This is a genomic window from Dermabacter sp. Marseille-Q3180 (assembly GCF_940792985.1).
In the GTDB taxonomy this organism is placed as follows: Bacteria; Actinomycetota; Actinomycetes; order Actinomycetales; family Dermabacteraceae; genus Dermabacter; species Dermabacter vaginalis.
Genome location: NZ_CALNWU010000003.1, coordinates 59,567 through 75,704, shown reverse-complemented (window position 1 = coordinate 75,704; position 16,138 = coordinate 59,567). Strand labels below are relative to the sequence as shown.

Sequence of the window (16,138 nt, the reverse complement as noted above, 5' to 3'; positions counted from 1 at the left end):
TCCTAAAAGCGGTTTCCTTAGAAACCTTTGGCAACACGTGGGGGCGAGAAGCCGTCGGACCTCAGGCCTGCCCCACCGGCATGGTGAACATAAACGAATACGCGATCAGTCCGAAGAACACGAGCGGGAACGACGCGGCGATCGCGGCAAACGAGAGGAGGGCACTTCCGCCCAGTCGCTGCGAAAGGCGGACGCTCAAGAATGCGAGCACGAGCGCGAGAACCGCGAGGGGTAGTGTTCCAAGGCCCATGCGCGCGAGCGGTTCGACGAACGAGCACACGGCGCAGACGAGACCAAGAAAGCTCAGCACGAGCGAGAGCGCGGCGAGGCCGAGACCCGTGCCAAAGAGGTACTTGAGGAACGAACCGCTACGAGAGGTGCGCGCGGGCGTGAGGTCCCAATTCGAAGCGCCCTCAAGCATCGAGGGATTGAAGCGTGGGGCCTCGCTCGGCGTTTTCCTGGTGGGTCCTGATGTACTCATGCGGCAAGGTTACTGAGTGGGTCGGCACCGTAGGGCGCGCAGATTGTCGCAATTTCGAGACAGCGACCGCGACGTAGGCCTCGCGAGCAAGCGACGTTGAGCTATGTCTATTCGTGCCGGGAGGGTGGCGCGGGTCAGAGGGCCTCTCGTACGAGCCTCGCGGTCTCACTCGGGCTCGTTCCCACGCGCACGCCTGCGCCCTCGAGAGCCGCCTTCTTCGCGCGCGCCGTTCCGCTTGAGCCGCTCACAATTGCGCCCGCGTGCCCCATTGTTTTGCCTTCGGGGGCGGTAAAGCCGGCGATGTAGCCAACGACGGGTTTCGTGACCTTCGCGCGGATGAATTCGGCGGCGCGCTCCTCGGCGTCTCCCCCGATTTCACCGATCATGACGATCAACTCCGTCGCGGGGTCTGCTTCGAAGGCCTCGAGGGCGTTGATATGCGTCGTACCCACGACCGGGTCGCCGCCGATACCGATCGCGGTCGTGAAGCCGATGTCCGAAAGTTCGTGCATCATCTGATACGTGAGGGTGCCCGATTTCGAGACGAGCCCGATCGGGCCGGGGCCCGTGATGTGGTCGGGAATGATCCCTGCATTGGACAGCCCCGGCGAAACAATCCCCGGGCAGTTCGGCCCGATGATACGCGTGCGGCCGCTCGCCTTCGCGCGCGCATGAAACTCGACCGTGTCCAGAACCGGGATGCCCTCCGTGATGACGACGACGAGTGGCATGCCCGCCTCGATCGCCTCGATCACGGCACCCTTCGCAAACCTGGGTGGCACGAACACCACGGATACGTTTGCGCCGGTTTCGCGCATCGCCTCGGCCACCGTGCCAAAAACGGGGGTCCGACGGCTGCCGAGGTCCACGTCGCTCCCGGCTTTCTTCGGGTTGACTCCACCCACGATCTGGGCGCCGGCGGCGCTCATGCGGCGCGCGTGCTTGAGCCCCTCGCTTCCGGTGATGCCCTGCACGATGATGCGGGAGTTGTCGTCAAGAAAAATCGCCATGATTGCCCTACTTTCCAGCGGCGAGCGCGGCGGCTTGCCTCGCGGCGTCGTCCATCGAATCCGCGATGTGCACGAGTGGGTGCTTCGCGCGGCGAAGAACCTCGCGGCCCTCCTCCACGGCGTTGCCGTCGAGCCTCACGACGATCGGTTTCGTCGCGCGGTCGCCGAGCTTCTCGAGGGCGCCCACGATGCCGAGGGCCACTTGATCGCACGCGGTGATCCCGCCGAAAACATTGATGAACACACTTGTCACTTGTGGGTCGGCGAGCACGAGGCCGAGGCCGTCAGCCATGACGCTCGCCGAGGCACCGCCGCCGATATCGAGGAAGTTCGCGGGGTGAATCCCCCCGAAGTCACGGCCCGCGTAGGCAACGACGTCGAGGGAGGACATCACGAGACCCGCACCGTTGCCCACAACGCCGACTTCGCCATCGAGCTTCACGTAATTGAGGCCGAGGCGCCGCGCTTCCTCCTCGAGAGGGTCGGCATTTTCTTCCGCGGCGAAAGCGGCGAAGCTTTCGTGGCGGAAGAGAGCGTTATCGTCGATGGAAACCTTGCCGTCGAGCGCGAGGATCTCTCCCCCCACGGTTCTCACGAGGGGGTTGACTTCGACGAGGGTCGCGTCTTCGTCGCGATACACCTCCCACAGCCGCTCGAGAACCGGGGCGATCGCGCCGACCTGCTCGACATCGAAGCCCGCAGCTTCGAGAAGATCGCGCGCAGCTTCCGCTGTGAGGCCCTCGAGAGGGTCAATCTCCACGCGGGCAAGTGCCTCGGGGCGCTCTTTCGCCAACTGTTCGATCTCTACGCCGCCTTCCTTCGAGCACAGAGCCGTGAGGCCGTGCGAGGAACGGTCCAGAAGGAGAGAGAAGTAGTATTCCTCGGCGATCTCGGCGCCCTCGGCAACGAGCACGGAATGCACCGTGTGGCCCTTGATGTCCATGCCGAGGATCGCGCGTGCGGCCTCTTCGGCTTCGGCTGGTGTGCGCACGACCTTAACGCCGCCGGCCTTACCGCGACCGCCGACCTTGACCTGGGCCTTGACGACAAGCACCGGTGTACCGAGTTTGTCGGCGGCGGCGCGCGCCTCAGCCGGGGTCCTCGCGAGAATTCCGGGAAGAACGGGGACGCCATGGCGCGCAAACACATCGCGCGCTTGATGTTCGAGAAGATCCACGCGGGTGTCCCTCCATGAGAAGTAGCGTTCTTCCAAGGGTATCGGCACCTCGGCGTCACCCGCGGAAGGGCAAAAGCGCGTGCCGATCACAGTAAGCCAGATCTTCACAGTGCGGGTGGCCGTTACGATGGAGCAATGACGAGTCCCCGCCCCAAGCGCAAAACTCTCCGCCAGCGCATCATGGACCACCTCTTTTTCTCCGTCGTGGTCATGACGCTCTTTTTCGTAGTTCTTTCACTCATGGGGATCAAGGCGAAGTTTGCGAGCCTCGTGCTCTCGATCCTCTTGACGCTTGCGCTCAATGTGGGGCTCTCCTACTACTACGAGTGGCGCCGCGACCGCGAGCGCGCCGCCATCCGCGAGGGCCGCGCGAATCCGCGCGAGAGCCGCGATGGCGATATTCGCATGAGAGATGAGAAGTAATGGCCGATTGGAAGACCTACGCGAAAGCCGCGCGCAACACGGCGCGCAAGCAGGCGCCGGGGGCGAAGCGTGCCGTGCAGCGGGAGGCCCGCGCCTACGCGAGCGGCGCGCAGAAAGTGTGGGAGGCGAAAGCTGCCGATAACGTGCGCCGCGGCGCTGAAAGCGCGAAGAACTCCGCGAGCGAATCCGCGAAAACGATGCGCGCAGCCGCAAAGGTTGCGGGTCGCCGGTATCGGCGCGCAAATATGACGAAGCGTCTTCTCGCCGCCCTGCGCGACACGTCGATCATCGCGCTTTCGCTCGGTGCGATCTGGTTCGTGTTCTCGAGGATCATCCCGATCCCCGTCACGTGGATGCTCGTTCTCCTTGCGGTTCTCGTGCTCTTGCGCATCATTGCCGCGCTCACGCAGGACGCGTACGAAGAAACCGACCTGGACGATCCCGAGGGGATCGCTGGCGAGGATCTCCCGGAGGGTGCGAAGGTCAAGAAGTTTAAGTCCTGACCAACCTCGCTGTGCGCCGATAGCATGAACGGGGCGTTTTTCGCGCCCCGTTCGTCGTCCCCCAGCGCGAAAGGCCGCACGTGCACTCGAGAGATGCTCGCCCCGAAGGTTTCACCCGTCGAAGCTGGCATAGGAAGGCCTCGAAACCCGTCTCCTACTGGCTGATCGCGCTCGTCATTGCCGTCGCAGCGCACCCGCTCATCCCGCAGTTCCGGTGGCTTCTTGTGCACATGGTGACGCTCGGCCTCGTGACGACATCGATCATGATTTGGGGCCAGCACTTCACAGAGGCTCTTCTCAAGACCCGCCTTGGTGAGGAAACTCGGCCGAAGCAAGTGGCGCGCATTTGGGCTCTCACGGCCTCGATCATCATCGCGATGGCGGGCATGCTCGCGAATCTCCCGCTCCTCACGGTGCTGGGCGCCATCGGCGTGAGCGCCATGATCCTCTGGTATGCCTTCGCTCTTGGCGCGCAGCTCAAGGCGGCTCTCGCTCCACGCTTCGCGTTCGTGGTACGGGCGTATCTCATTGCCGCGTGCCTCCTCCCCTTCGGCGCAGCGCTCGGCGCGATCCTCGCCTTCTCCCCCGGCGAACCGTGGCAGGGGCGTTTGCTCCTCGCGCATCAGGTCGTGAATATTCTCGGTTTCGTGGGCGTCACGGTCTCGGCAACGCTGCTCACGCTCTGGCCCACGGTCTTGCGCACGAAGCTCGATACGGCGAAAGCTACGCGTGCCTCGCGTTTCCTCATTGTCATGGTGATCGGCACACTCGTCGCGATGCTCGGTGCGCTCGTGGACAATGTTCTCGTGGGGCTCGCGGGCCTCACCCTCTACATCCTCGGCCAGGTCGTCATCGGCCTGCTCCTCGTGGCGCTCGCGCGGCAATCATCCCGCCAGATGCGCCGCGAGCCAGTTGCCCTGTTCCCCGTGCTCTCGATCGGTGCGGGCGCGCTCTGGTTTCTCGGCACGTGCGTGGCGCTGTGGGGGCTGTGGTTCAGCTCGATCGGCAGTTCCGACGGTTCCCCGGTCACCTCGCCCCTCAACTTTTCGCTCACCGCGGCACGCCTCCATGATTTGAGCGTCCCCTTCGTCGCGGGCTTCCTCCTCCAGCTCCTCCTGGGCGCGATGAGCTACCTTCTGCCGGCCTCGATGGGCGGCGGTCCGCGCGCTCTCAAGGCGGGCCTCGCCGTCATGAGCCGCTGGGCAGTTTTCCGCGTCGTTGCGCTCAATCTCGCGCTTGGCATGTTTGCGTTCGCGAGCATCACAGGCACGATTGGCGACGCGCTCTTCGGAGCTCTCACGTTCGGCACGTTCGCCCCGAGCCAGTTCGGCTCGGTCACGCGCGTTCTGGTGTCCGCCGTGGCGTTCGTCGTGCTCGCGTTCTTTATCGTCCTCATGCTCCGCATGGTCAAGGTCAATCTTCGCGAGCGCCTTGAATTCACCGAACGTTCGGCGCAGCTCGGAATGCCCGTCATAGGTGCTCCCGCAAAACCGCAGCAGTCGGCGACGAGCGGCTCGGCCCCGACTGCCACTGCTTCCGGCGTGAGCTCCACTCCCGCTCTGGCGCATGAAGGAAAGGCTCGCCGTGAGCCGGCAACACTCGGCCGCCGCCATCTCACGAGCGCACTCGCCGGTGCGGGAACGGTCTTTTCCCTCGCCGCGGTAGGGCGTGCCTTCGACGGCACGCTCGCGGGCGCAGCCGCCGTCGGAACTCCCACTGGACGTGCTGACTCCGCATCCGGTGCGGGCCCGGCCATCGCTCCCACCGGCCGCACGACCCGCCTCAAGGTCGAAGCCAACGCCGAAATGCGTTTCGTGCCGAATACGCTCGAGGTTCCCGCGGGCGATCGGCTTGAGATCGAGGTGCACAACGTCGATCCCGCGAACACCCACGATCTCGTTCTCGATACCGGCGCCCACACGGTGCGCCTGCATCCAGGCGACACGGTCGTGCTCGAGGCCGGAGTGGTCACCGCGCCCATCGAGGGGTGGTGCTCAATCGTTGGCCACCGCGCGATGGGCATGACCCTCACCATCACCCCAACCGGGGCACGCATGAGCGGAAGTCACAGCAGTGACGGTGGCGCGGCAGGCGTCGGAACGGATCCCCTTGCCCGAGTCACCGCCGATCTCACCTCCGCACCCGGCTCCTCCCGCACGCGGCGTGACCCGGTCGTGCCCGCAGTCCCCTCCCCTGGCACGCCGCAAAAACTCGCCTTCACCGTCACCGAGGAAAACCTCGAGATCGCGCCCGGCATCGCGATGGAGTCGATGGTGTACAACGGCGAGGTGATGGGGCCCGTGCTCACGTCGCCACTCGGGGGGAAAATTGACCTGACCCTCACGAACAGCGGCGAGATGGGTCACTCGATCGACTTCCACGCCGGCACCGTTGCGCCTAATCGCTACATGCGCACGATCGCGCCCGGTGAGAGCCTGACCTACTCCTTCACCACTGACTACGCGGGTGCGTGGCTCTACCACTGCTCGACGGCGCCCATGACGATGCACCTTTCGGGAGGCATGTTCGGGATCCTCATTGTGCCGCCGCAGGGTCTCGCCCCTGCCGACCGCGAATACGTGCTCGTGCAATCCGAGCACTACCTCGCCCCGGAGGCCAGCACCGGCACGGATGGCCAGCCGGTTCAAGGGCCCGACGGCACCTCGGTCCACGCCATTTCCTCGGAAAAAATCTTCGCCGAGCGCCCCGATTTCACCGTGTTCAACGGGCAGGCGAACCAGTACGTGCACGAGCCGCTCGAAGCGAAAGTCGGCGAGCGCGTGCGCATCTGGGTACTCGCCGCAGGGCCGAGCCGCGGAATTGCCTTCCACGTGGTGGGAACGGTATTCGACACGGTGTTCAAGGAAGGCGAGTATCTCCTGCGCCCCGACAACACGACGGGCGGCGGGGCACAAGCCCTCGATCTCGGCAGCTGCCAGGGCGGCTTCGTTGAAATGGTGTTCCATGAGGAAGGCACGTACAAGGCCGTCAATCACCAGTTCGTCGACCTCGAACGCGGCGCCCTCGCCCTCATTCACGTGACAGCCTAAGCGCCGGGCACCGGTGGTCCCTGCCCATGCGCGGCAGTGCGTGGCAGGCTGGAAGTACCGACCAGCACCGCGAAGGAGCACCCATGAAAGCCCTCATCCTCAACGCCTCGATCTACGGGCACTCCGGCCGATACGCCGAGATGATCGCGAGCGCCCTCACGGATGCGGGTTGGGACGTGCACACGCTCACCACCAAAGGATTCACCGTCGAGGCGGCAACAACGACGCTCGGAGGTGAACCCGACCTCGTCGTGTACGCGGGAGGGAACTACGCCGGAAAGCTCCACGACATCAAAGCCTTTGTGAACGCCGCCCACGCCTTCACGAACGCCCGCCTCGTGCTGCTCTCCGTTGCCTGGGCTGACCCGAGCCGCACCGAGAACGTCGATAAGGTGCATCGCGCGAATCTCCCGAGTGACGTGTATGAGCGCACCGAACGCTTTCACGCGCGCGGCGGCCTCGCCCATTCCAAGGTGTCTTTCGCCCACAAGGCTGCCCTCACGGGCGTGCACGCCTTCATGAAGGCGACACCCGCGAGCAAACGCCACGCGAACGACCAGGAAATGCTCGACACATGGGGCACGGACACCGACTTCGTGAAGCGCGACAACATCGAGCCGTTGCTCAAAGCGCTCCTCGGCTGACCCTCCGGGCGCGAGGCTAGCGCCGCCGCACCGACACACACAAAGAAGGCCCCGCGCCCACCCGATAGGGGTGTGCGCGGAGCCTCGCGGTCACACGCGGAAGGTTACAGTGCCTTCGAGATCGCCTCGACCGACGTCTTCGCATCGCCGAGCAGCATGTCCGTGTTCTCGTTGAAGAACAGCGGGTTCTGCACGCCCGCGTAGCCGGCACCCATCGAGCGTTTGAACACGACCACGTGCTTCGACTCCCACACCTTCAGCACGGGCATGCCCGCGATCGGGCTGCCCGGCTCCTCGGCAATCGGATTCACCGTGTCATTCGCGCCAATGACGAGCACGACATCGACATCGCCGAAGTCGTCATTCACCTCGTCCATCTCCAGCACGATGTCGTAGGGAACCTTCGCCTCGGCAAGAAGCACATTCATGTGTCCCGGCAAACGCCCCGCCACCGGGTGAATACCAAACGTGACGTCCACGCCGTGTTCGCGGAGCTTCTTCGTCAGTTCTGCGACGGGGTACTGCGCCTGTGCCACAGCCATCCCGTAGCCGGGGGTGATCATGACCGTCGAGGCGCCTTTGAGAAGCTCGGCCGTCTCTTCGGGCGTGATCTCGGTGTGTTGCCCGTAATCACGCTCGACGCTGGAGGAGCCACCGTCGGAACCAAACCCGCCGAGGATCACCGAAATGAACGAGCGGTTCATCGCCTTGCACATGATGTAGCTCAGGTACGCACCGGACGAGCCGACGAGCGCACCCGTGATGATGAGCAGGTTGTTGCCGAGCATGAAGCCCGCAGCCGCCGCGGCCCAACCCGAGTAACTGTTGAGCATCGAGACGACGACGGGCATGTCGCCACCGCCGATCGCCGCCACAAGGTGGAAGCCAAGGAAGAGCGCAAGGATCGTGAGCAGGAGAATCGAGGCCCAACCGGCAAAGCCCTCGCCGCCACTCGCCATGAACACGATCGCGAGAACGAGCGAGAGAACGAGAACGCCGAGGTTGATCCAATTGCGGCCCGGAAGCATGAGCGGCGCGCCTTTGATCTTCGCCGAAAGCTTGAGGTACGCCACGATCGAGCCTGTGAACGTCACGGCGCCGATGAAAATACCGAGCGCCACCTCGCCCAGATGGAAGGTCTCCATCGCGGGCGAAATACCGTACGGATGCAGGAAGCTATTGAAGCCGATCAGCACCGCCGAAAGGCCCACAAACGAGTGGAGCATGGCGATGAGTTCGGGCATGCCCGTCATCTCCACCTTTTTCGCGAGCGGAATGCCCACGCCGGCGCCGATGCCCATCGCGAGAATGATCAGGATGAGCGTGACGATCGGGCCATTGAAGTGCTCGGGATCCACCTGCGAGTTCGCGAGTGCACGCGCAATCGTGGCCACAAGCGCAATGGCCATACCGGCCGCACCAAAAATGTTGCCGCGCTTCGCGCTCTTTTGTGCGCTGAGCCCCACGAGCGCGAGGATGAAGAGAATGGCCGCGGCAATGTACGCGAGGGTCGTGAGCCTCAGCGTCCAATCAATCAGCTGCATGTCCATCGATCAGCCCTCCCTCGAAAACATGGAGAGCATGCGGTGCGTGACCGTGAACCCGCCAAAAATGTTGATGCTCGCGATCACGATCGCAATGAACGACAGGATCGCCACGGCAATATTCGCGCTGCCCACCTGCAAAATCGCGCCCACGAGAATAATCCCGGAAATCGCGTTCGTCTCGCTCATGAGCGGCGTGTGCAGCGAATGTGTGACCGACGTGATCACGTAGTAGCCCACCACGATCGCGAGCATGAGCACCATGTACTGCTCCGCCACCTGGAAGGGGCTCGCAAGCACAAGCGCCACACCGAGGATTCCGCCGATAATCGCCGCGATAGTTCCCGCGTGGGACTTCTTCGATTCGGTCGCTTCAACCGGAGCCGGTGCTGCTTCGGGTGCAGGTGCAGGCGCCGCCGACACCTTCACGGGAGGCGGTGGCCACAGCACATCCGCCTCGCCATCGTGCGCGAACGTCACCGTGATGCCACGAACGATCGTGTCCTCGAAATCCAGCATCATCACGCCATTTTTCTGAGGCGTCACGAGCTTCATGAGGTTCACGATGTTCTGGCCGTACAGCTGGCTCGCCTGGCCGGGGAGCCGGCCCGCGAGGTCGGTGTGGCCCACGATCGTCACGCCATTTTCGGTCTGGTAAACCTCGCCGGGCTTCGTCAGCTCACAGTTGCCGCCATTCGCGGCAGCCATATCCACGATCACCGAGCCGGGCTTCATGTTCTGCACATCAGCGGCCGTGAGGAGCACCGGCGCCTTGCGCCCCGGGATGTTCGCGGTCGTAATGACGATGTCTGCCTCGGCTGACTGCTGCGAATAGAGCTCCGCGGCCGCCTTCGCCTGGTCCGCCGTCATTTCCTTCGCGTAGCCATCCTCCGACTTCTCCGTCTTCGCCGGGATCGCCACGAACTCCGCGCCCATCGACTCAACCTGCTCGGCGGCCTCGGGGCGAAGATCGGTAGCCTTCACGATCGCGCCCATCGAATTCGCCGTGCCAATCGCGGCGAGACCCGCGACGCCAGCACCAATCACGTACACGTTCGCGGGCGGTACCTTGCCGGCCGCCGTCACCTGGCCCGTGAAGAGACGCCCAAAATTGCTCGCGGCCTCGATGACCGCGCGATAGCCGGCGATGTTCGCCATCGAACTGAGCACGTCCATCGATTGTGCACGCGAAATACGCGGCACCGCATCCATCGCGAGCGCCGTGAGTCGATGCTCTTTCAGTTCGTCAATAAGCTCCGGGTTGCGCCCTGGGGCCATGCGGGAAATGAGCACGGCACCGGGAAGCATCTTTTCGCGCGTCTCCCGCGGCGGCGTGTCAAGAGTCGTGACGATATCGGATTGCCACACCTCCTCCCCCACGATCTCGGCGCCAGCTTCGGCGTAGGCGGCATCGAGGTAAGAGGCGCGCTCTCCAGCGCCGCGCTCCACCACGACCTCGTAGCCAAGCTTGAGAAGCTTGCGAACGGTGTCGGGCGTGGCGGCAACGAGCGGCTGATCCTCGAGGGTCTCTCTCGGGATTCCGATTCGCAATGTCACTCCTTAGTGAAAGGTGGCCCATGGGGCGCATGTGGCCTGCTACGAATCTACCCCGTGCGTGCGAGACCTACAGCCCGAAACTCACGAGGGTCGAGAAAAACTGCGTCTCGAGCCTGAGAGAAGGGGACCCGGACGGTCGCCGGGCCCCTCTCGCTCAGAGCTTCGTGATCGGCGCATAGCGCACGAGAAGGCGCTTTTTGCCATGAGGATCGCGGAATTGGACCTCGACCTGGAGTTTCTCCCCTACACCGCTTGCGGAGATCACGGTACCCATGCCGAAGCTGTCGTGAGTCACGCGGTCACCAACCTCGAGATTCGGAATCTCGCTCGCCGTTTTCGCCTTCTTGCCCGAGCCGAAGCTCGGCCTCGATACGTCGCGTCGGCCACCGCCCACGCCGAGACCCGTGACGGACGGGCCGCGCTTGCTCGAGCCGCTAAAACCTCGGGAGCGACCGGAGGCGCCCCAACCGTCGGAACCAAAACCGCCACCAAAATCCGCGTACGCGCGCGCATCGCCCGCGCGCGCCACGTGGACGAGAGACTCGGGGATCTCTTCAAGGAAGCGGGAGGCGGGGAAGAATTGCGGCGAGCCCCACGCTGCACGCACGCTTGCACGCGTGAGGAACAGGCGCTCCCTCGCGCGGGTAATGCCCACGTACGCGAGGCGCCGCTCCTCCTCGAGCTCCTTCGGGTCGGCGAGGGTGCGCTGATGCGGGAAAGTGCCATCCTCCATGCCGGTGAGGAACACGATCGGGAACTCGAGGCCCTTCGCGGTGTGGAGGGTCATGAGGGTGACGAATTGATCCTCGCCCTCGGGGATCTGATCGGAATCGGCAACGAGGGAAACTTTTTCGAGGAACTGATCAACGAGCGAGCCGGTGGGGGCGTCGTTCTCGATCCCCGCCTCGTCTTCGAACTCGGACGCCGCGGCCTCGGCAGCGGCGAGATCCGCTTCGAAGTCGGCGGCGACGCTCACGAGTTCCGCAAGGTTCTCGAGGCGGGATTCGTCTTGAGGATCGTCGCTACTTTGAAGGGAGGCATAGTAGCCACTCTCGCTCAGGATTGATTCGAGTACCTCGCTTGGCCCCTCTCCCTTTTCCACCTGCTCGCGCCCACGCGACATGAGGGCCACGAACTTTTCGATCGCGCCGAGGGAACGCGTCGCAATTCCCGGGGCCTCACTCGCACGCTCAAGGGCCTCGCCAAAGCTGATGCGCTCCCGGTCAGCAAGAACGGAGACGGCCGCCTCGGCCCGCTCCCCGATGCCGCGCTTCGGCGTGTTAAGAATGCGCCGCAAATTGATCTCATCCGCCGGGTTCGTGAGCACGCGCAGGTACGCGATCGCGTCTTTGATTTCTCGTCGCTCGTAGAAGCGCGTGCCACCCACAACCTTGTACGGGAGCCCCACGCGGATGAGCTGATCTTCGAGCGCGCGCGATTGCGCATTCGCGCGATAGAACACGGCGATGTCCCCGGCCTTCGCACCCCCGTCGATCAACGCGTCGATCTGGCGAGTGATGTAGCGGGCCTCGCCCTGCTCGTCGTCGGCCACATACAGCGTGATCTGCTGGCCGTCGCCCTGATCGGTCCACAACTTCTTGGGGCGTCGCCCTTGGTTTTCCTGAATCACCGCGTTCGCGGCGCTCAGGATCGTTTGCGTGGAGCGATAGTTTTGCTCGAGCACGATCGTGCGGGCGCTCGGGAAGTCTTCTTCGAACTCGATGATGTTGCGGATCGTCGCGCCACGGAACGCGTAGATCGACTGGTCCGAATCGCCCACAACCGTAAGATCCGCGCCTGGGTCATCGCCCACGAGTTCGCGCACAAGCCTGTATTGCGCGGTATTCGTGTCCTGATACTCGTCCACGAGCACGTGCCGGAACCTGCGGCGATAGCCTTCGCGAATCGCCGGATTTTCGGCGAGCAGCCGCACGGTCAACCCAATGAGGTCGTCGAAGTCCACGGCGTTCGCCGTGCGAAGCCGCTCCTGGTACTGCGTGTAGATCTGTGCGATCGTGCGTTCGGCGGGATTCTTCGCATTCTCTGCCTGGGCCGCGTACTCCTCGGGCGTCACGAGCTCATTCTTGAGCGAAGAAATTTTCGACTGGAAGGCGCGCGGCGGGTGCTGCTTCGAATCGAGCCCCAAATCTTTTGCAATGGTGGTGATGAGGCGCTTCGAATCGGCGGAATCGTAGATCGAGAAGGTCGACTTGAGCCCCGCTGCCGCGGCATCACGCCTCAAGATCCGCACGCACGCCGAGTGGAAGGTGGAGACCCACATGTAGCGGGCTGCGGGCCCGATGAGCGCCTCGACCCTTTCCTTCATTTCCGAGGCGGCCTTGTTCGTGAAGGTAATCGCGAGAATCTCTCCGGGAAGCGCTTCGCCGCTTCGCAGAAGGTGCGCGATGCGGCGGGTCAGGACGCGGGTCTTACCGGAACCCGCGCCGGCCACGATCAGGAGCGGCGAACCGCGATGTTCAACGGCATCGCGCTGCGGTGGATTCAGCCCTTCAACGATCTCCTCGAGGGCTCCCTCATCACGCCCGCCCCACGCCGCGAAGTTCTCGTGTCGCACGGGCTCGGGCTCTTCGGGAACGGGCTCGAAGCGTGGGCTCCGCTCGTCACCGTGCGGTTCCGACGCCTCCTCGCCAAATGCCGTTGCCCAATCCTCCGGCGGGGCATCCTCGGAAAAATCCCACTCATCGGGTGGCGGGCAAGCGTCGGACTCTCCCCGCGCACCGCCGCTGCCAGCCGAGCCCTCCGGCCCCCAACCGCTGACCGGGCTTTCGACGCTCAGATCGCCTTCACCTCCACTGCCCTCGCCTTCCTTTCCCTTCGTTCCCTTCTTTCCTTTCCCGCTCTCACCGAGCGCGCGAAAAGACTCCGGAAGCGGAAAATCATCGAAAAGCGAAGACATAGGGGCACCTTCAATAACGGAGAGGTCGAATAGCTAGTGAGCGCTCACGTGTGGCGATGCCCGTAGGCATCTTCATGTCCACGCCCACGACAGTGCAGGCAGCGCTACGCGCACGCGCGAACGCTCAACTGCGCGCGATTACAGAAACAGGGCCACTGCGATGTTCACAACGATGCCCACGGGGATCGCGAACCACACGGGCGCGGGCGTTGCTTCGCGCTTTTTGATCGCGATGAACGCGCACACCGCCACAATGATCGACAGCACGAGCTTGATGCCGATCGCCATGTGGTTGATACCCATGCCACCCGTGATCGCGATAATGGCCGCGATTAGGCCGAACACGGGAGCAGCGGCGGCCATGTGCGCCATGCCGGGAAGCGGCTGGCGATTCTTCGCGGCGGCGATCCACATGCCGAATGCGCCAGCCCAGCAGAGAATGTGCAAGAACACGAAAACCATCATGAATGTATGCATGACTCCACTCTACGAAAGGGCTGAGACATTTAAACTCATGGACCCCTCGAGGGTCACTCGCGTCACGTCCTAAACGCGCAGCTTTCTGCAAGAATGGTCCGCGATGAACGAGTCGTCCACCCCCACTCCACTCACCGCGCGGCAGAAACGCCGCCACGCGCTGCTCGCCGCACTCTCCGTCGTGATCGCCGCGATCGTGATCGTATGGCTCATTCCGCGCGCTGTGGACACGTCGTGGCCGCACATTTTCGCTTCTTTCAAGGGGATTAGTGGGTGGTGGGTCCTCTTCCTCATCGTCGTGGCGCTCATCGTGCTCGCGATCGATTCCGTGGGGTTTGCCGCGTGTTTCCGCGGTGTGAGCCTCAGAGCCGCCGCCGAAACGAATGCGATCGCTCAAGCAATCACGGTCGTCGTGCCCATGGGCTCGACCATCTCTTTAGGCCTGATTTATGCGCGTCTCAAACGCGCAGGTCTCGGCATCAAAAGAATCGCCTCGGGCACGCTGCTCGCATCCGTCGCCGATATTCTCGCGCAATTTCTCCTGCCAATCTTTGCCGTCGCGCTCGTGGCCCTCTCCTCGCTCGACATCCCGCTGTGGGGGCGCATCGCTCTCATCATTGCGGCGGCTCTGGCTCTCGCCCTCACGAGCATCACTCTCGGATTCGTCTCGAGCGAAAAGCTCCTGCGGAAGGTTCTCGAGCGCGTGCAAAAGATCGTGGAGGCCTTCAACGAGGGCTTCGGCGGTCAAAGCCGAGACCTCGTGACTCCCGCTCTCGACACACGCGCGATGGCGGTCGCCGACGCCCACGGCTCTCGCGTCGTGATCCTTGGCGCACCTACCCTTGCACGCCTCGCGCAAGGAGTGGCCTTCATCGCGTGGTGCACGCTCGGCTACGGGTTTGAGATCAGCCCGCTGGTGCTTTTCGGGATCTATGCGCTCAGCCGGCTCCTCTCGCTCATTCCCCTCACGCCGGGTGGAATTGGCGTGATTGACGTGGGAGTGGCGTGGGCACTCGCCCAGTGCGGCGCTCCGAACGCCGCGGCCGTCTCATGCGCGCTGGCGTTCACGTTGAGTCAGGTACTCACGCCCGCCCTCGCCGGGGCACTCGCCATCCCGGTCGGCGTTCGCGATGCTCACGCCGCTGCCGAAGCCCGGCAGGGCTAAAGCCCGCGAGAATCCATAAACGCCTCGAGCTCCGAGAAGAACAGCTTCCTCGGGGCCTCGAATGCCAGTGCCATGTCGTGCGTCGCACCCGGAATCCGGGCAATCGTGAGATCACTCCCCGCATTGTGCGCGTTCGTCACCTGGTCCTCGACGTTCAAGATCGCATCGCTCGTGTAGGCGCGGCGCGTGAACACCGGCCCGAGCGCCGATCGCGTTGAGGCGGTCATGAAGATCGGCTCGTGAATATCGAGCCCGCGCGCGAGTTGGGACTGGGCGCGCGCCACGGCCGCGAGCGTGCACGCCGGCATCGGGAACGACTCGAACGGTTTATATGGCACATGCCAATCCCACTGCCCGCCAAAATCCGCGTGAAGTGTACGGGCATAAAAATCAGGCATCCCCGGCACCACCGTGTGCAACGGGCGCCCGCGTACGAGCATCTCAAGCTCGGGCAACAGTACGCGCCTCACAAAGGGCCCGCCGTGCAACTCGAGCCACGGGGAATTCAGCAGCAGGGCCGACGCTTGCCCGGGGTGCCTTGCCGCCCACGTCACCGCGGTAAGGCCACCCGTCGAATGCGCATAGATCACCGGTTTTTTCGGGTCGAGACCGCGCCCTCGCACATCGGCGCTCGCCATCTCGATCGTGTCGCCGATTTCCTCCCCGTAGTCGGCGAGATCACCGATTGCGGTGGCCACATCACCATCGCGCAGGGAGCGGCCATTGCGACGCAGGTCGATCGCCCAGAAATCGTACCCGCGATCATTGAAGAAGCGGGCGACGTGCGGGTGGAAGAAGTAATCGGACCAGCCGTGCAGGTAGAGCACAATCGCCCCCGTCGCGAGGTCTTCCGGGGCGCGACGCGCGATCGTCGTGAAGCCGCACGGCCCGAAAGAGTCCTCGCCAAGGTCGTGGTGGGCGATCTCGAAGCCGTCGCTGAGAAGCGCCGAGTCATCAATGGGCTCGTACGTACGGTCATGGCGGGCAGGCATCGCTGAGGGCTTCTTTCGTTGGTTCTCGCACTCGAGGGCGCATTTTGGCGCCCGTCGTTCCGCCCGTCGCGCTGGGCCTTCTGAGGTGTGACGTGATCCCGCGCGGGCGTGCCTCTACTTTAAGTCCCAGGCGCCGCAGTGTAACCTAGAGTCCGAAACTTACTCTCCAGGGGCGAAAATCGCCCGCATGTTCGACGC

13 protein-coding genes are annotated in these 16,138 nt (G+C 64.0%); 5 read left to right on the top strand and 8 right to left on the bottom strand.

Features of this window, described 5'->3' with window-relative positions; genetic code table 11:
* Nucleotides 1-61: 61 nt before the first annotated feature.
* The 3 genes from NBW56_RS08205 to sucC form a co-directional block, all read right to left on the bottom strand.
* Nucleotides 62-481: a hypothetical protein gene (locus NBW56_RS08205; protein WP_126847961.1), complete on the bottom strand. Its 420-nt coding sequence runs from the start codon at nt 479-481 to the stop codon at nt 62-64.
* A gap of 134 nt (nt 482-615) precedes the next feature.
* Nucleotides 616-1,491 carry a succinate--CoA ligase subunit alpha gene (gene sucD / locus NBW56_RS08200; protein WP_250258806.1) on the bottom strand — a complete coding sequence of 292 codons (876 nt, stop codon included), beginning with the start codon at nt 1,489-1,491 and terminating at the stop codon, nt 616-618.
* 7 nt (nt 1,492-1,498) lie between these two features.
* The gene (gene sucC, locus NBW56_RS08195; protein ID WP_250258805.1) at nt 1,499-2,668 is read right to left on the bottom strand and encodes an ADP-forming succinate--CoA ligase subunit beta; all 1,170 of its coding nucleotides are present in this window, start codon (nt 2,666-2,668) and stop codon (nt 1,499-1,501) included.
* 135 nt (nt 2,669-2,803) lie between these two features.
* Here sucC and NBW56_RS08190 point away from each other — a divergent pair, with 135 nt between their 5' ends.
* The 4 genes from NBW56_RS08190 (at nt 2,804) to NBW56_RS08175 (ending at nt 7,288) form a co-directional block, all read left to right on the top strand.
* The gene (locus NBW56_RS08190) at nt 2,804-3,091 is read left to right on the top strand and encodes a hypothetical protein (protein ID WP_074297817.1); all 288 of its coding nucleotides are present in this window, start codon (nt 2,804-2,806) and stop codon (nt 3,089-3,091) included.
* Nucleotides 3,091-3,594 carry a hypothetical protein gene (locus tag NBW56_RS08185; protein WP_074297820.1) on the top strand — a complete coding sequence of 168 codons (504 nt, stop codon included), beginning with the start codon at nt 3,091-3,093 and terminating at the stop codon, nt 3,592-3,594. The genes NBW56_RS08190 and NBW56_RS08185 overlap by 1 nt, the downstream gene beginning before the upstream one ends.
* Before the next feature lie 80 nt (nt 3,595-3,674).
* Nucleotides 3,675-6,644: a multicopper oxidase domain-containing protein gene (locus tag NBW56_RS08180; protein ID WP_250258804.1), complete on the top strand. Its 2,970-nt coding sequence runs from the start codon at nt 3,675-3,677 to the stop codon at nt 6,642-6,644.
* A gap of 83 nt (nt 6,645-6,727) precedes the next feature.
* Complete coding sequence (locus NBW56_RS08175) at nt 6,728-7,288, top strand: flavodoxin domain-containing protein (RefSeq protein ID WP_250258803.1); 561 nt, start codon at nt 6,728-6,730, stop codon at nt 7,286-7,288.
* A 104-nt stretch (nt 7,289-7,392) separates the two neighbouring features.
* Here the strand turns inward: NBW56_RS08175 and pntB are convergent, their stop codons facing one another.
* The 4 genes from pntB to NBW56_RS08155 all read right to left on the bottom strand — a co-directional run bounded on the left by pntB (nt 7,393) and on the right by NBW56_RS08155 (nt 13,783).
* Nucleotides 7,393-8,838, bottom strand: coding sequence for a Re/Si-specific NAD(P)(+) transhydrogenase subunit beta (gene pntB / locus NBW56_RS08170; RefSeq protein WP_250258802.1), 1,446 nt, complete (start codon nt 8,836-8,838; stop codon nt 7,393-7,395).
* A gap of 3 nt (nt 8,839-8,841) precedes the next feature.
* Nucleotides 8,842-10,383, bottom strand: a complete 1,542-nt coding sequence (locus tag NBW56_RS08165) for a Re/Si-specific NAD(P)(+) transhydrogenase subunit alpha (RefSeq protein WP_250258801.1) — start codon at nt 10,381-10,383, stop codon at nt 8,842-8,844.
* 160 nt (nt 10,384-10,543) lie between these two features.
* The gene (gene pcrA, locus NBW56_RS08160) at nt 10,544-13,306 is read right to left on the bottom strand and encodes a DNA helicase PcrA (RefSeq protein ID WP_250258800.1); all 2,763 of its coding nucleotides are present in this window, start codon (nt 13,304-13,306) and stop codon (nt 10,544-10,546) included.
* A 138-nt stretch (nt 13,307-13,444) separates the two neighbouring features.
* Nucleotides 13,445-13,783 carry a hypothetical protein gene (locus NBW56_RS08155; RefSeq protein ID WP_250258799.1) on the bottom strand — a complete coding sequence of 113 codons (339 nt, stop codon included), beginning with the start codon at nt 13,781-13,783 and terminating at the stop codon, nt 13,445-13,447.
* Between the two features lie 103 nt (nt 13,784-13,886).
* Here NBW56_RS08155 and NBW56_RS08150 point away from each other — a divergent pair, with 103 nt between their 5' ends.
* Nucleotides 13,887-14,948, top strand: a complete 1,062-nt coding sequence (locus NBW56_RS08150) for a lysylphosphatidylglycerol synthase transmembrane domain-containing protein (protein WP_250258798.1) — start codon at nt 13,887-13,889, stop codon at nt 14,946-14,948.
* On the opposite strand, the gene NBW56_RS08145 is transcribed toward NBW56_RS08150, so the two are convergent.
* Complete coding sequence (locus tag NBW56_RS08145; RefSeq protein ID WP_250258797.1) at nt 14,945-15,940, bottom strand: alpha/beta fold hydrolase; 996 nt, start codon at nt 15,938-15,940, stop codon at nt 14,945-14,947. The two genes, NBW56_RS08150 and NBW56_RS08145, sit on opposite strands and share 4 nt — an antisense overlap.
* Nucleotides 15,941-16,138: the final 198 nt, after the last annotated feature.

What these genes read in the sequence shown, in the direction of transcription:
- NBW56_RS08205 (WP_126847961.1), bottom strand. Translation starts at nt 481, where the DNA reads ATGAGTACATCAGGACCCACCAGGAAAACGCCGAGCGAGGCCCCACGC.
- sucD (WP_250258806.1), bottom strand. Translation starts at nt 1,491, where the DNA reads ATGGCGATTTTTCTTGACGACAACTCCCGCATCATCGTGCAGGGCATC.
- NBW56_RS08190 (WP_074297817.1), top strand. Translation starts at nt 2,804, where the DNA reads ATGACGAGTCCCCGCCCCAAGCGCAAAACTCTCCGCCAGCGCATCATG.
- NBW56_RS08185 (WP_074297820.1), top strand. Translation starts at nt 3,091, where the DNA reads ATGGCCGATTGGAAGACCTACGCGAAAGCCGCGCGCAACACGGCGCGC.
- NBW56_RS08175 (WP_250258803.1), top strand. Translation starts at nt 6,728, where the DNA reads ATGAAAGCCCTCATCCTCAACGCCTCGATCTACGGGCACTCCGGCCGA.
- pntB (WP_250258802.1), bottom strand. Translation starts at nt 8,838, where the DNA reads ATGGACATGCAGCTGATTGATTGGACGCTGAGGCTCACGACCCTCGCG.
- pcrA (WP_250258800.1), bottom strand. Translation starts at nt 13,306, where the DNA reads ATGTCTTCGCTTTTCGATGATTTTCCGCTTCCGGAGTCTTTTCGCGCG.
- NBW56_RS08155 (WP_250258799.1), bottom strand. Translation starts at nt 13,783, where the DNA reads ATGCATACATTCATGATGGTTTTCGTGTTCTTGCACATTCTCTGCTGG.
- NBW56_RS08150 (WP_250258798.1), top strand. Translation starts at nt 13,887, where the DNA reads ATGAACGAGTCGTCCACCCCCACTCCACTCACCGCGCGGCAGAAACGC.
- NBW56_RS08145 (WP_250258797.1), bottom strand. Translation starts at nt 15,940, where the DNA reads ATGCCTGCCCGCCATGACCGTACGTACGAGCCCATTGATGACTCGGCG.